Below are 13395 nucleotides of genomic sequence, written 5' to 3' on the forward strand. Positions count from 1 at the left end.
GGTTCACTCCTGGTTGGAAGAAGTTTCCGCGCCCAAGCGCAGGAGCTTTTCGGTATTGGAGAGCACGTCGGATAAAATATCGTCCAATTTGTGGTTGCCTGCCAATTTATTGCGCAGGTCCGAAAGACGGGTGCGCGCTTCCAGCAGGCGGCGCAGCGGCTCCACCTGCTGGACCACGGATTCCGGTCTGAAATCCTCCATGGCGCGAAACTGCAAATTGACCGCAAATTCACCGCCCTCCGGTGAAAGCCGGTTTTGAACGCGGAAGGAGGCCTGTGGATTCATGCCGGCCATGACGTCGTCCAGCGTATCCAGATCGACGTTGACGAATTTCCTGTCCTTCAGCCGCGAGGGCGGCGCCTGCGGGTCCGGCGTGCCCGCGAAATCTCCCAGCACGCCAACGACGAAGGGCAATTCCTTTTGCTCGGTGGCGTCGCCCACCTGTACGTCGTAAGTGAGTTGCACGCGCGGCGGCCGGGTGCTCAGCAGCCGTTTTTGCACGCTGTCTTTTCTGGACATGGGGTTCCTCCCTGGCGATGGTTGAGGTGCGTGGCGCCGCTTACTTCAGCTTGTCGAAGGGGGTTGCGGCGGGAGCCTTGGCGGGCGCTTGAGGGGCGGCAGGCGTGGACACGGTGGGTACGACGCCGGGCACCGCGACCGTGCCGGTGGCTTGGGCGGAGCTGCGTTGGGCGCCGCGCGCGGCCGACGTGGCAGGGATGGCCGTGGCAGCCACCGATGCGGGCGTGACGGCTGTGGTGGTGGCCGCGCCGGGCGCAGCCGTGGGCTTGCGCGGACGCGGGGCGTTGGCGGGCGGGGCGGGCGGCAGCAGCGAGGCGGCTCCCAAGGTGTCGCGCAGGGCGCGGGCCACAGAGATGGCCTCATCGCGCGAGCCCACGGGCAGGTTGCCGTCCTGGCGCAGGGCCACCAATGAGCCGGCCGTCAGCCGCAATCCGCTCACGACCAGCACGCTGTGGGCGAAATGGTCCTGCATGTCGCGCTGCAGCACCTCCTGCGCGGCAATGACGGCATTGCCGTAATCCTGTGCATTGAAATAATCCTCGGCCAATTTCAGCCAGGGCAGTTTTTCGCCGGGATAGTCTTGTGCGGCGGCACGGTAGGCGGCTCGGCCTTTCTCGGGATTTCCCTCCGTGGCGGCCAGCCGGGCGCGGGCCATCCATTCCTCCATGGACACCATTTGAGGCGCGGGCTCGGGCGGCTTGCTCGCGACATTCTGGTTGGAGGCGCACGCCGTGAGCATCAAGGCCAATCCGGCACCGGCCAGGGCACGCCAATATTTGGAAGCCGGCAATGCATGGATGCGGCTCGAATTGTTTCCCTGGGGCGAGCGAAGCAGACAAAAGAGTTCCATGCCGAGTTTTCCTCCGCGGTAATGGTTGTGAAACTTCGACGGCTTTCGAAAAAGCGGCCCATGAATCGCCGCCACTGCACGCCACCGCGCCATATTGCGGTGGGTGAGTCGCATTGCAGACCAAAAATCGGTTGCATGTACATGGGGAAAGTTCCATCCGCTTACAAAAGGGGTGTCCGGGGGGTGTTCGGTTGGCCTGCTGCGTGTGCTCATGCACGATCGGCGCGGCCAGGAAGAGAAGAACGGACGGAACCTATGCTTACGTTGAAGCGCCGTACCAAGCACTCGTTTGCGGACGTCGGGGCTGACCGGTTGGCCCAGGCGGGCAGTGCCAAGCCCAAGCCGGGGCGACTGCGTCAAGACCTGTGGAGCCTGCTGTTGGCATTGGGCAGTGCGGCACTGCAAGGCTGTGCCACGAGCACGCACCAAGGAAACGGGCTGCTGGACCAGGCTTTGGGCATGGTGGGCCTACAGCGGACGTCAATGGCGGCAACAACGGATGACGCGTCTCGTGCGCAGCCCACACCGCCTCAAAAAGCTACCAACCGTGTAACGCTGCGTGTGCATGCAGCGCAGGTGCTCAACCTCAGTGCTGCGGGTGCCTCGCTGCCGGTGGTGCTCAGGCTCTACAAGCTCAAGGACCGCTCGATATTTGAGCAAATGCCCTACACGGCATTTTCCAGGACCCAGGTTGCCGATTTTGGAAGCTTTGCTGCCGATATCGCCGAAACCCGGGAGATGGTTTTTCTACCGGGCCAGCGTTATGAGGTGGTGGAGACCCTGGAGCCCAATGTCCGGTTTATTGCGGTAGTGGCTCTGTTTCGGTCACCGTCGCCGCAGCGCTGGCGTGCAATTTTTGATGTTCCACCTGCCACGGCCGTTTCCCCTATTCCTTCCATTACCCTGGGTTTGCACGGATGTGCCATCAGCGTGGCCACGGGCCAAGCTTTAGGCATGCCCCCGGAACTCACGCGCGTGGCCGGTGTGCGCTGCGACGGAGGTCCGGAATAAATAACGGCTGATGGTTCAGCATCATTAATTTCCCGGTTTCCTCTACCGTGGCGTGAACCGCGACCGCATCTTTTCTTTTCACCACTTCAATTTCCAGACCGCCATGATTTCATCGGCCAAGATTCTGTGGGGTGAAGGTTTATTCCTGCGGCCCCAGCATTTCCAACGCCAGGACGCTTACCACGAGGGCAGGCTGGCGGAAGTGGCGCGGGCGCTGCATCCGTACAGCTGGGGGCTGCGCCAGCTCCAGGTGGACACGCAGGCGCTGTCGGCCGGGATGCTGCGCATCACGGCGCTGCAGGCCATCTTTCCCGACGGCGACCTGTATTCGGCGCCGCGCGACGACGAGCTGCCCGCGCCGCTGTCGCTGGCCGGCTTGCCGCCCGGGGTGTCACAGGCCGAGGTCCACCTCACGCTGGCGCCCATGCGTGCGGCCAGCGGCAATTTCAGCCGCGACGCGTTGGGCGAGGACGGCGGTGCGCGCTTCGTGCAGCACGAGGCGCCGGCGGCCGACTGGTTCACCGAGGCCGTGGAGGTGCCGCTGGCCACGCTGCGCCGCCGGGCTCGCGTGGTGCTGGAAGGCGAGCCGCGCCACCACCTGGCCAGCCTGCCGCTGCTGCGGCTGCGTCGCCAGGGCACGGGCGGCTTCGAGCTGGACGAGGGCTTCGTGCCGCCCAGCCTGTCGCTGCAGGCTGCACCGGCGCTGCAGGCTCTGCTCAGGCGGCTGCTGGAGGTCCTGCAGGCCAAGGTGCAGGCGCTGTACGGGCTGCACCGGGAGCCCTCGCGCCACGTCATCGAATTCCGCTCCGGCGACATCGCCTCGTTCTGGCTGCTGCACACCTGCAACGCGGCGTTCGCGGCGCTGTCGCACCTGCACCAGCATCCGCTGCTGCATCCGGAGCGGCTGTTCGAGCGGCTGCTGGAGCTTGCCGGCGCGCTCATGACCTTCTCGCGCACGCACCACTTGGGCGAGCTGCCGGCCTACCGGCACGAGGCGCCGCAGCAGCCGTTCGAGATGCTGGACGGCATCGTGTCCAAGCTGCTGGAGACGGTGATCTCCACGCGCTGCTTCGCCATCGCGCTGCAGGAGCTGCGCAGCTCCTACCACCAGGCGCGGCTGGAGTCGCAAAAAATAGACGCCAACACTCGGCTGTTCCTGGGCGTGCGCGCGGCGCTGCCGGCCACGGAGCTGGTGCAGCTCGTCCCGCAGCTGATGAAACTGGGGGCGGCGGACGACGTGGAGAAGCTCGTCCTGTCGGCCCTGCAGGGCGTGCGACTGGAGCACGCGCCGCAAGTGCCGCCGGCCATTCCGGTGCGGCCTGGAGCGCTGTACTTCGCGCTGGAGCCGCGCGGGCCGCTGTACGAACGCATGCTGCAGTCACGCACGCTGATGCTGTACGCGCCGGCCGGGCTGGCACAACTGGAATTGGAGCTGTTCGCGCTCAACGACGGACAGTGAGCCGGCATGGCGGCGTTCCCGGCATTTACCGTGACTGGAGACTGGACATGAACGATGCGCACGCCCCTTCGCTCGTGACCCCGAGACGGCGCCCGCCCGCGGCCAGTGCGCCCGCCGAGGAGGCGCGCAGCCTGGCGCACTTGCTGCACCCGGGCTTCTACATGGTGTTTTTGCTGCGCAACGGGCATGAACCGGCCGACGGCGCGGCCTTTCGCGAGCAGGTACGGCAGTTCCTGGCGGGCGTGGAGCGCGGGGCGCAGCGGCTGTCCATCACGGCGGCCGACGTGGCGCAGGCGCGCTTTGCCTTTTGCGCGCTGCTGGACGAGGTGGTGCTGGAGTCCGCGCTGCCATTGCGCGGCGAATGGGAATGCCGCCCGCTGCAGTTGGAGCTGTTCGGCGAGCACATGGCCGGCGAACGCTTCTTCGAACGGCTGGAGAGCCTACGCCGCGAGGGAGCAGCACGGCTGGAAGTGCTGGAAGCCTTCCACATGTGCCTGCTGCTGGGCTTCAAGGGGCGCTACGTGCTGGAGGGTGCGGAGAAGCTGGACTACCTGACGGCGCGCTTAGGCGACGAGATCGTGCACCTGCAGGGGCGGCGCACGCCGTTCGCGCCGCATTGGGCCGCGCCGGACCATGTGGTGCACAAGCTGCGCAGCGAGCTGCCGCTGTGGGCCATGGGGGTGGTGTTCGCCGTGCTGGCGCTGGGGGCCTTTGCCGGGTTGCGGCTGCACCTGGACTACGCCACGGAGCAGGACCTGGCGCGCTACGCCGACGTCGTGCAGCTCGCGCCGCAGTCGGCGCACGTGACCATCACGCTGCCCTGACAGCAGAGTGCGGCCGCGGGGCACACCGCCGGGGCCGCCAAGCCGTCCGACCCGGCGGTGCAGGACAAAAAAAGGCCCGCCGGGCAGACGGCGCCGGCGGGCTCAAGAGAGGAACTTTGCGCTGCAGCGCGCGCCGGCGACTGTCGATGCCGGGTTCCCCGTGGGTGGAAAGCTCAAGCGTTCAGGCGTGCAGGCTCCTGGCCGGGTTACCGGCCACGCAGGTGCCGGCGGCGACGCTGCGTATGACGTTGCTGCCCAGCCCCAGCAGGCTGCCCGCGCCGACGTCCAGGCCGTTCATGATGCTGGTGCCGCTGCCGACGTAGCAGTTCTCGCCCAAGGTGACGCTGCCGGCGATGGTGACGTTGGAGCCTATGAGGCACCAGTCACCGATGCGCGCGTCGTGGTGGATGACGGTGTTGGGCAGCACCACCACGTGGTCGCCGATGACGGCGTTGCTGGTGATCACGACGCCGGCCATGATGAGCACGTTGCGCCCAATCGTGGCCAGCGGCGAGACGCGCGCGCTGGGGTGTATGACGGTGGCCAGCCGCTGCGGCGGCACGTCCAGCGCCTGCACCACCTGGCGGCGGGCCCGATAGGAGGCCGGGCCGCCGGGCACCGCCAGCACGCGGGCGTCGGGGAAACGCTGCAAGGCGTCGCGCCCCGTGACCAGACAGCCGTGGCGGTCATGCCCCTGCTTCTCAGGCGTGTCGTCCACGAAGGCCACGAGCCGCCAGGCATCGCCCAGGCAATCCAGCGCTTCGAGACCATTGCCGTTGTACGGGAAGATCAGCAGCGGCTGCGCCGAGGGCTCCGCGGTGGACTCGGTGGCCATCGTGATCACTCCTTTTCAGGCCACGGTGGCTGCGGGCGCATCGGCCGGCGCGTCCGCCGACGAGGCCAGGGCCAGCACCGCCTGCGCCACCTGCTCGCCTTGGGCTGCCGTCAGCTCGGGGAACATGGGCAGCGACAGCACCTCGCGCGCGGCGGCTTCCGCATGCGGGAACTGCCCGGCTTCGTAGCCCAGATCCGCGAAGGCAGGCAGCAGGTGCACCGGCGTGGGGTAGTGGATGCCCGTTTGAATGCCCTGGGCCAGCAGCGTGTCCTGCCAGGCCTGGCGGTGCTGCGTGCGGATGGCATAGAGGTGGTAGACGTGGCGCGCATCCGGGCGCACGTAAGGCGTGGGCACGTTGCTGTCGGCAAACCACTGGTCGTAGCGGGCGGCCGCGGCGCGACGGGCTTCCGTCCAGGCCTCCAGATATTTGAGCTTCACGCGCAGCACCGCACCCTGTATGCCTTCGAGGCGGAAGTTGTAGCCCTTGAGCACATGCTGGTACTTCTTCTCGGCGCCCCAGTCGCGCAGCATGCGGATGGTGCGGGTGAAGTCGGGGCTGTTGGTCACCACCATGCCGCCTTCGCCGTAGGCACCCAGGTTCTTGCCGGGATAGAAGCTGAAGCAGCCCATGTGGCCCATGCTGCCGGCGCGGCGTCCCTTGTACTCGGCGCCATGGGCTTGGCAGGCGTCCTCGATCACGACCAGGCCGCGCTTGCGGGCGATTTCCAGGATGGGGTCCATGTCGGCCGTCTGGCCGTACAGGTGCACCGGGATGATGGCCTTGGTCTTGTCGGTGATGGCCGCCTCGATGGCGTTGACGTCCATCGTGAAGGTCTTGGGATCGATGTCCACGAACACCGGCTTGGCGCCCGTGTAGTCGATGGCTGAGACCGTGGCCACGAAGGTGAAGGGCACGGTGATGACTTCATCGCCCGGGCCCACGCCGGCGGCGAGCAAGGCCAGGTGCAGCGCACTCGTGCCCGTGTTCACGCCTATGCCATGTTCGACCTGGCAATAGGCCGCGAATTCCTTTTCGAAGGCGGCGACCTCGCTGCCCAGCGTGAATTCGCAGCGCTCGATGACGCCCAGGATGGCTGCGTTGACTTCGTCCTTGATGGAACGGTATTGCGCCTTGAGATCGACAAAAGGAACCATGGTGTTCAGCCTCGCTTCGGGATGGTGACGGTGTCGCCGCGGCAACGCATGGAGCGGTTGGCGGCCTCGATCAGTTCAACGACGCGCACGCCCAAGCGTCCATCCGTCATGGGCGCGCGCTTGTTGTTGATGCAGTCAACGAAATGCTCGCTCTCGACCCGCAGAGCCTCGGACACCGCGAGCTTGGGCGCCCACATGTCACCGGTGCGGTAGCCGATGCGCATTTCGCGGATCTGGTGGGGGTCATCTGTGAAGCTCACGCCCTTGTCGTAGACCTTGATCTTTTCGCTGGGCTCCAGATCGTCGTAGGTGATCATCTTGTTGCTGCCGCCGATCAGGATTTGCCTGACCTTCACTGGCGCCAGCCAGCTCACGTTGGCGTGGGCAATGGTTCCGGAGTCGTAGAACAGCGTGACGTAGGCCAGGTTTTCCGGCGTGCCGGGGAAGTGGTTCATGCCGCTGGCCGTCACGGCCACGGGATGCTCGCCAAGCAGATAGTCCAAGATGGAAAAGTCGTGCACGGCGAGATCGGAAATCACGCTCACGTCGCGCTGGAAAAGTCCCAGATTCACGCGCACCGAGTCGTAGTAATAAATCTTGCCCAGTTCGCCAGCGCGAATGATTTCGCCCATCTTGCGCACCGCACCGGTGTAGATGAACGTGTGGTCGACGATCAGCGTGAGATTTCGCTTGTCCGCTTCCTCCACCAGGCGGCGCGCCTGTTCGGAAGTCTCCGTCATCGGCTTTTCCAGCCAAACGTGCTTGCCGGCCTTGAGTGCCGCCATGGCGAGGTCGTAATGCGTATTGACCGGCGTGGCGATGGCGATGGCATCAATGGACGTATCGTCCAACAGGTCTCTGAAATTGGTTGTCGTATTGCAGGCGTGGCGCTTGCGAACAATTTCCAGCTTGGCTGGGTCCAGGTCGGACACCGATGCGACATTGAGCCCTGGCGTTTCCGCAAAATTGCGGACCAGGTTGGGCCCCCAATACCCATACCCAATGACACCAATATTGATCATGTTGATTTCCCCGTCAGTGTGAACGATGACCCCAGATTGGACAGCGCATGCATGAGAACGCCATTCAGTTTGCCCAAGGGTTTGCAGTTGAAGCGGTCGACAACGAAATACTTAGTTTCGCCGTATTTATTTTTTCTTGACTTCGCGCGTGTCGCCGACGACGCGGGCCGGAACGCCCGCCACGATGGCATAGGGGCGTACGTCCTTGGTCACCACGGCTCCGGCCCCCACCAAGGCCCCTTCTCCAATGGTGATGCCCGCGACAATGGTGGCATTGCTGCCTATGGAGGCACCGCGCTTGATATAGGTGGGCTCGACTTTCCAGTCGGCTTCGGTCTGCAAACCGCCGTCAGGATTGGTGGCGCGGGGATATATGTCATTGGTAAACATGACCCCGTGGCCTATGAACACTTCTTCCTCGATATCCACGCCTTCGCAAACAAAGGTGTGGGAGGAAATTTTGCAGCGTGCGCCCACAGTGACATTCTTTTGTATTTCGACGAAGGCGCCTATTTTTGTTTCGTCGCCAATGCTACAGCCGTATAGATTTACCAGCGTTGGCTGGAATATTTTCACCTTTTGGCCAAGCTTGACGTTTTCGCTGATGGGCATGGACGTTTGCCTTTTGTTTGGGCACGTGCAAGCAGCAGCCGCACTGCAAAAGGCGGGCTGTTGAATGAAAATGCCAACGAATAATCACACAAGCCGAAACTTAAGTATCGTTTGGTTACGGCAGGTGTGCCCCTCAAATCCGGTATTGCTGGATCCCTCTATGGAGCCTGCACGGGATGTGCAATAGCTCAGGACGCTCTGTTTTTCTCCCCCGAGGTTTTGAACTGACAACCTCTGTGTGTGTGAATTTTTGTCCCGAAATCACATGCTGTGCGAACCCGCAAACAGGGGTTCCTGCAACAAGCTAGCGCCATCGTTTCAAAATAGATACGCAGCGAATAATGTTGCGACTTGTATCTACCGCCGAAATTTTGTCCAAACCCTTGGGGCAGCGAGACGGTGGGCCATTGGCGGTATGGCAGCTCGCCGCTTCTACACTGGCGCCGGCTACCGCATTCCGGGGGGTGCAGTGCGCCAGGTCGCGGTCTTTGGGCAGCGGCCATGGGTTGTAAGCCGCAAGCGCGCCGAGAAACAGGCCGTTACGGCAATGAAGAGGGGTTTCGATGTACAGCAGCATGCCGCCAGGGCAATCCCGACCGCAGCGGGTCTACTTCTTTTCCACTTGCTTGATCGATGTGATGGCGCCACAGGCCGGGATGGATGCCATCGCTCTGCTGCGCGGCGCCGGCGTGGAAGTGGATTTCCCCCAGGCCCAGAGCTGCTGCGGGCAGCCGGCCTACACCAGCGGCTACACCGACGAGGCCCGCCGCGTGGCGCTGGCGCAGTTGGAGTTGTTCCCCGAGCCCTGGCCCATCGTCGTCCCGTCCGGCTCGTGCGCGGGAATGATGGTCCACCACTGGCCGCGCCTGTTTGCCGACGATGCGGCCCTGGCCGCGCGCGCCCAAGCCGTCGCGCAGCGGGTGGTGGAGTTCAGCGCCTTTGCGCGCGACGTGCTGGGCCTGGCCGAGGTGGCACCCGCTGATGTTGCCGCCACCGCCGCGCCTTTGAGCTTGAAAGTGGCGCTGCACACCTCCTGCTCGGCTCGACGCGAGATGGGCACGCATGAGCCCAGCCAGGCACTGCTGTGCGCGCTGCCGGGCGTGGAAATCGTCGAGCAGGCGCGCGTGGCCGAGTGCTGCGGCTTTGGCGGCACCTTCTCGGCGCGCCATCCCGCCATCTCCGGCGCCATGGTCCACGACAAGCTCAACAGCATCCGCGACTGCGGCGCCTACGTGCTGGTGAGCGCCGATTGCGGTTGCCTGCTCAACCTGCACCACGCCGCCGAAAAACGCCGCGCCACGGGCGAGCGACTGCCGCGCTGCGTGCACCTGGCCAGCTTCGTACGCGAACGCCTGGGGGCCGCCGATGCGGCCCAACAAGTCACGGATTGACGCGGCGGAGCAGCTGGCAATGAATTTTCCTGATACCCGCGGCGCACGTGCCGCGATCCTGGGCGCGTTGCGCGCATCGGCGCCGGCCACGGCGCAGCCGGCGCCGGATTTGTCGCCTTACCTGGATGGCCCCTACGGGCGCGGCAGTCGCGGCCCTCGCGTGGACCCGGCCACGCTCATCGCACCTTTTGAAGCCGCCGCCAAGAGCTGGCGTGCCGAAGTGCTGCATGCCAATGAAACCGGCTGGCCGCGCGTCGTGCGCCAGGCACTGGCGCAGCGCGGCTGCACGCGCGTGGCCGTGGGTGCGGCCAGCCCGCTGCAGCCGGGGCTGGACACCGCGTTGGACGGGCTGCACGTGCGCCGCTTCGACGCCCCTCTGCAGCAGTGGAAGGCCGAGCTGTTCGATGCCGTGGACGCCGGCATCACCGCCGCTGAAGCCGGCATTGCCGACACGGGCACGCTCATCCTGCGGCCCAACTCGGCCGAGCCGCGCACGCTGTCGCTGGTGCCGCCGCTGCACGTGGCGGTGCTGCACGCCAGCCGCCTCTACCCGGGCTTGCCGGCGGCCATGGCGGCCGTCACGTCGCAGCAAAGCGACATGCCCACCAACTTGCTGCTGGTCACCGGCCCATCCAAGACGGCCGACATACAGCAGGTGCTGGCCTTTGGCGCCCACGGGCCCAAGGAGTTGGTCATTGTCCTCGTCAACGATTTGCACGTCGCCAAGGAGCCGCAATGAGCGCCAGCCGCATGCCCGCCGACGCGCCCACCGCTGCTGCCGAAGCCCCCATGCACTTCGTGGACCCGCGTGCATTCAAAACCCGCACGCGCGAGGCCGTGGACGACGCCCACTTGCGCCGCAGTTTCAGAAGCGCGATGGACTTCCTGCAGGCCAAGCGCGCGTCCCATTTCGGTGACCACGCAAGCTTCGACGCGCTGCGCCACGTCGGCGAAGCCATTCGCCGCTACAGCCTGTCGAAGTTGCCGGACCTGCTGGAGCGGCTGGAGCAGCGCCTGACCGAGCGCGGCGTGAAGGTGCATTGGGCGTCCACGCCGGACGAGGCCAACGCCATCTTCCTGGCGCTGGCGCGCGCACATGGCGCGGACCGGATGATCAAGGGCAAGTCCATGGTCAGCGAGGAGATCGAGCTGAACCACCGCATGGCCGAGCAGGGCGTGAGCTGCCTGGAGTCGGACATGGGCGAGTACATCGTCCAGCTCGCCGGCGAGCGGCCCAGCCACATCATCATGCCAGCCATTCACAAGACCAAGGAGCAGATCGCCGCGCTGTTCAACGAGCGCATCCCCGAGACGCCTTACACCGAGGACGTGGACGAGCTCATCGCCATTGGCCGCTGTGTGCTGCGCAACGAATTTCGCGACGCGAAGATCGGTGTTTCCGGCGTGAACTTCATGGTAGCCGACACCGGCACGCTGGTGCTGGTGGAAAACGAGGGCAACGGCCGCATGTGCACCACGGTGCCGGACGTGCACATCGCCATCACCGGCATAGAGAAGGTGGTGGAGCGCTGGGAGCACGTGCTGCCCCTCTTCAGCCTGCTCACGCGCTCGGCCACGGGGCAGGCGGTGACGACCTACTTCAATGCCATCAGCGGCCCGCGCCGCGAGGGAGAGCTGGACGGCCCGCGCGAGCAGCACCTGATCCTGCTGGACAACGGCCGCAGCCAGGCCTACCGCGATGCCGACTTCCGCCCGACGCTGCAATGCATCCGCTGCGGCGCCTGCATGAACCACTGCCCGGTCTATGCGCGCATCGGCGGCCTGGCCTACGGCACCACCTATCCGGGCCCCATCGGCTCCATCATCTCGCCGCATCTGCTGGGCCTGGAGCCGACGCAGGACCTGCCCACCGCCAGCAGCCTGTGCGGTGCCTGCGCTGAGGTGTGCCCGGTGGGCATCCCGATTCCGGAGTTGCTCATGCAACTGCGCCACGCCGCCAAGCACGAGCCGCACGCCGGCCACGCGCCGCTGGCCGGCCAGGCCAGCGCCAAGGACTGGAAGGAAGCGCTCGCCTGGCAAACCTGGGCCTGGCTCAACGAGCACCCGCTCGTCTACGGCAGCGCAGTGCGCGCCGGTGGGAGGCTGCGTGCCCTGGTGCCGGGTTGGCAAGGCGGCTGGACGGCGCACCGCACGCCCATGCGTCCGGCGGCCCAAAGCCTGCGCGAGCGGCTGGCACAGGAAAAGCGGGGAAAGAAGTCCGGCGGTTGAGCCTGGACAGTCACTGCCGCGGTGGCGCCGCTTGGCAAGCGCCGCGCCGTCAAATCAAGATGAGCGGCCAAGCGTCTTGCGCGCCCAACTTGATGTCCAATTCAAAGCGCTCAAGCCGCCAGCGCCGCCGGCCGAGCACCAGCCAAGCGCTCCATCGCCATGCGGGCAGCTCGGTCCACGGCGCGGTCAATGGCTTCGTACAGGTCTTTGCCGATGTCCACCACGGTGGTGACGCCGGCATGCGCCAGTTTCAGCTGGATCTTGCAGTAGCCGTCTTGCTGGCCGCGGCGGCTGCGCGTGTCGCCCACGCGCACGTCGATGCTCTCCACTTGGTGCTCGCGCGCGCGCAGCACGTACTGGATGCGACGGCGGGCGTGGTCCGCCAGCGCGGCGGCGCGGGCACAGGCGGCATGCACTCGGATTTCCATTCAGCAGGCTCAACAGGGAAGTCAATGGTGATGGAGAGACTCTACAGAGCGGAAAAGTTCACGTAAATCCGATTAAACCGGGCTTGCATGTAGGAAAAGTCTGATGATGGATTCATGAACTACAAGCACCTCCACTACTTCCTGCAGGTGGCCGAGGCGGGCAGCGTGGCCCGCGCCAGCGAGCTGCTGCACCTGACGCCGCAGACGGTCAGCGGCCAGATCCAGCTTCTGGAAGACCGCTTGGGCAGTCCGCTGTTCGCGCGCAGCGGGCGCCGGCTCGTGCTCACCGACACCGGGCGCATGGTGCTGGACTACGCCAAGGACATCTTCGCCATGGGCGCGGAGCTGGAAGCCGCGGTGCGCGAGCGCACCACGCGCGGGCGGGCGCTGGAATTCCGCGTGGGCGTGGCCGACGCCGTGCCCAAGGCCATCGCCTACCACCTGGTGGAGCCGGCCTTCGCGGTGGAGGATGTGCGCATCGTCTGCCGGGAGTGGAAGCTGGAGCAGTTGCTGGCGGAGCTCGCGCTGCACAAGCTGGACCTCGTCATCGCCGACGCCCCCATTCCTTCGTCGGTGAGCGTGCGCGCCTTCAGCCACCGCTTGGGCAGCTCAGGCCTGCAGTTCTTCGCCTCGGCGGCGCTGCGCTTGAAACACGCGGGCGACTTTCCGGGCTGCCTGGACGGCGCCCCGGTGCTCATGCCGGGCGAAGACTCGGCCGTGGGCCAGCGGCTGCGGGCGTGGTTCCAGAGCCAGGGTGTGCGCCCGCGCGTGGTGGGCGAGTTCGATGACAGCGCGCTCATCCAGGAGTTCGGCCGCCGCAGCATTGGTTTTTTTGCCGCACCGGGCGTGATCGCCGACGAGGTGGAAGCCCAGTTCGGCGTGCAGCGCGTGGGGGTGGCCGAAGGCGTGGAAGAGGATTTCTTTGCCATCTCCGTCGAGCGCCGCATCACCCATCCCTGCGTGGTGGCCATCACCCAGACCGCGCGCAACGAGTTTTTCCAGGCTGCCGACCAGGCCGATGCCATGGCGCCGGCGCGCCGGCGCCAGGCGGCTTGAACGG

Annotated in this window: 14 protein-coding genes; 7 read left to right on the top strand and 7 right to left on the bottom strand. The window is 65.7% G+C overall.

What is annotated here, in order from left to right:
* Positions 1-3: 3 nt before the first annotated feature.
* Both tssB and SM757_RS05420 read right to left on the bottom strand, forming a co-directional pair.
* Positions 4-519 carry a type VI secretion system contractile sheath small subunit gene (gene tssB / locus SM757_RS05415; RefSeq protein WP_322464687.1) on the bottom strand — a complete coding sequence of 172 codons (516 nt, stop codon included), beginning with the start codon at positions 517-519 and terminating at the stop codon, positions 4-6.
* Between the two features lie 40 nt (positions 520-559).
* Positions 560-1483 carry a tetratricopeptide repeat protein gene (locus tag SM757_RS05420; protein WP_322464688.1) on the bottom strand — a complete coding sequence of 308 codons (924 nt, stop codon included), beginning with the start codon at positions 1481-1483 and terminating at the stop codon, positions 560-562.
* Between the two features lie 150 nt (positions 1484-1633).
* On the opposite strand from SM757_RS05420, the gene tssJ reads away from it, so the two are divergent.
* The 3 genes from tssJ (at position 1634) to icmH (ending at position 4663) form a co-directional block, all read left to right on the top strand.
* Entirely contained in the window at positions 1634-2380 is a 747-nt protein-coding gene (gene tssJ / locus SM757_RS05425) for a type VI secretion system lipoprotein TssJ (RefSeq protein WP_322464689.1), read from the top strand.
* A 103-nt stretch (positions 2381-2483) separates the two neighbouring features.
* Positions 2484-3839: a type VI secretion system baseplate subunit TssK gene (gene tssK / locus SM757_RS05430; protein ID WP_322464690.1), complete on the top strand. Its 1356-nt coding sequence runs from the start codon at positions 2484-2486 to the stop codon at positions 3837-3839.
* Positions 3840-3886: 47 nt separating this feature from the next.
* On the top strand, positions 3887-4663 hold the full coding sequence (gene icmH, locus SM757_RS05435) for a type IVB secretion system protein IcmH/DotU (protein ID WP_066337494.1): 777 nt from the start codon (positions 3887-3889) through the stop codon (positions 4661-4663).
* A 181-nt stretch (positions 4664-4844) separates the two neighbouring features.
* On the opposite strand, the gene SM757_RS05440 is transcribed toward icmH, so the two are convergent.
* The 4 genes from SM757_RS05440 to SM757_RS05455 all read right to left on the bottom strand — a co-directional run bounded on the left by SM757_RS05440 (position 4845) and on the right by SM757_RS05455 (position 8287).
* A complete protein-coding gene (locus SM757_RS05440) occupies positions 4845-5498 on the bottom strand; it encodes a NeuD/PglB/VioB family sugar acetyltransferase (protein WP_066337529.1) in 654 nt (217 codons plus the stop codon).
* A 15-nt stretch (positions 5499-5513) separates the two neighbouring features.
* On the bottom strand, positions 5514-6653 hold the full coding sequence (locus tag SM757_RS05445) for a DegT/DnrJ/EryC1/StrS family aminotransferase (protein WP_066337490.1): 1140 nt from the start codon (positions 6651-6653) through the stop codon (positions 5514-5516).
* Between the two features lie 5 nt (positions 6654-6658).
* Positions 6659-7675, bottom strand: a complete 1017-nt coding sequence (locus tag SM757_RS05450; RefSeq protein ID WP_322464691.1) for a Gfo/Idh/MocA family protein — start codon at positions 7673-7675, stop codon at positions 6659-6661.
* 126 nt (positions 7676-7801) lie between these two features.
* Entirely contained in the window at positions 7802-8287 is a 486-nt protein-coding gene (locus SM757_RS05455) for an acyltransferase (RefSeq protein ID WP_322464692.1), read from the bottom strand.
* Positions 8288-8862: 575 nt separating this feature from the next.
* Between SM757_RS05455 and SM757_RS05460 the strand changes: the two genes are divergently transcribed.
* Genes SM757_RS05460 through SM757_RS05470 form a run of 3 tightly spaced genes read left to right on the top strand, consistent with a single transcriptional unit; the run spans position 8863 to position 11907 of the window.
* Positions 8863-9678 carry a (Fe-S)-binding protein gene (locus SM757_RS05460; RefSeq protein WP_322464737.1) on the top strand — a complete coding sequence of 272 codons (816 nt, stop codon included), beginning with the start codon at positions 8863-8865 and terminating at the stop codon, positions 9676-9678.
* A 19-nt stretch (positions 9679-9697) separates the two neighbouring features.
* Positions 9698-10417 (top strand): LutC/YkgG family protein, encoded by a 720-nt coding sequence (locus SM757_RS05465; RefSeq protein ID WP_322464693.1) that lies wholly within the window; start codon positions 9698-9700, stop codon positions 10415-10417.
* On the top strand, positions 10414-11907 hold the full coding sequence (locus SM757_RS05470) for a LutB/LldF family L-lactate oxidation iron-sulfur protein (RefSeq protein ID WP_322464694.1): 1494 nt from the start codon (positions 10414-10416) through the stop codon (positions 11905-11907). The genes SM757_RS05465 and SM757_RS05470 overlap by 4 nt, the downstream gene beginning before the upstream one ends.
* A 110-nt stretch (positions 11908-12017) precedes the next feature.
* On the opposite strand, the gene SM757_RS05475 is transcribed toward SM757_RS05470, so the two are convergent.
* Entirely contained in the window at positions 12018-12335 is a 318-nt protein-coding gene (locus SM757_RS05475; protein WP_157119002.1) for an HPF/RaiA family ribosome-associated protein, read from the bottom strand.
* 114 nt (positions 12336-12449) lie between these two features.
* Between SM757_RS05475 and nhaR the strand changes: the two genes are divergently transcribed.
* On the top strand, positions 12450-13391 hold the full coding sequence (gene nhaR, locus SM757_RS05480) for a transcriptional activator NhaR (RefSeq protein ID WP_066337482.1): 942 nt from the start codon (positions 12450-12452) through the stop codon (positions 13389-13391).
* Positions 13392-13395 lie beyond the last annotated feature (4 nt).

It is taken from the genome of Azohydromonas lata (assembly GCF_034427735.1).
GTDB classification, from domain to species: Bacteria; Pseudomonadota; Gammaproteobacteria; order Burkholderiales; family Burkholderiaceae_C; genus Azohydromonas; species Azohydromonas lata.

What these genes read in the sequence shown, in the direction of transcription:
- SM757_RS05470 (WP_322464694.1), top strand. Translation starts at nt 10,414, where the DNA reads ATGAGCGCCAGCCGCATGCCCGCCGACGCGCCCACCGCTGCTGCCGAA.
- SM757_RS05440 (WP_066337529.1), bottom strand. Translation starts at nt 5,498, where the DNA reads ATGGCCACCGAGTCCACCGCGGAGCCCTCGGCGCAGCCGCTGCTGATC.
- icmH (WP_066337494.1), top strand. Translation starts at nt 3,887, where the DNA reads ATGAACGATGCGCACGCCCCTTCGCTCGTGACCCCGAGACGGCGCCCG.
- nhaR (WP_066337482.1), top strand. Translation starts at nt 12,450, where the DNA reads ATGAACTACAAGCACCTCCACTACTTCCTGCAGGTGGCCGAGGCGGGC.
- SM757_RS05450 (WP_322464691.1), bottom strand. Translation starts at nt 7,675, where the DNA reads ATGATCAATATTGGTGTCATTGGGTATGGGTATTGGGGGCCCAACCTG.
- SM757_RS05460 (WP_322464737.1), top strand. Translation starts at nt 8,863, where the DNA reads ATGCCGCCAGGGCAATCCCGACCGCAGCGGGTCTACTTCTTTTCCACT.
- SM757_RS05420 (WP_322464688.1), bottom strand. Translation starts at nt 1,483, where the DNA reads ATGCGACTCACCCACCGCAATATGGCGCGGTGGCGTGCAGTGGCGGCG.
- SM757_RS05465 (WP_322464693.1), top strand. Translation starts at nt 9,698, where the DNA reads ATGAATTTTCCTGATACCCGCGGCGCACGTGCCGCGATCCTGGGCGCG.
- SM757_RS05455 (WP_322464692.1), bottom strand. Translation starts at nt 8,287, where the DNA reads ATGCCCATCAGCGAAAACGTCAAGCTTGGCCAAAAGGTGAAAATATTC.
- tssB (WP_322464687.1), bottom strand. Translation starts at nt 519, where the DNA reads ATGTCCAGAAAAGACAGCGTGCAAAAACGGCTGCTGAGCACCCGGCCG.
- tssK (WP_322464690.1), top strand. Translation starts at nt 2,484, where the DNA reads ATGATTTCATCGGCCAAGATTCTGTGGGGTGAAGGTTTATTCCTGCGG.
- SM757_RS05475 (WP_157119002.1), bottom strand. Translation starts at nt 12,335, where the DNA reads ATGGAAATCCGAGTGCATGCCGCCTGTGCCCGCGCCGCCGCGCTGGCG.
- SM757_RS05445 (WP_066337490.1), bottom strand. Translation starts at nt 6,653, where the DNA reads ATGGTTCCTTTTGTCGATCTCAAGGCGCAATACCGTTCCATCAAGGAC.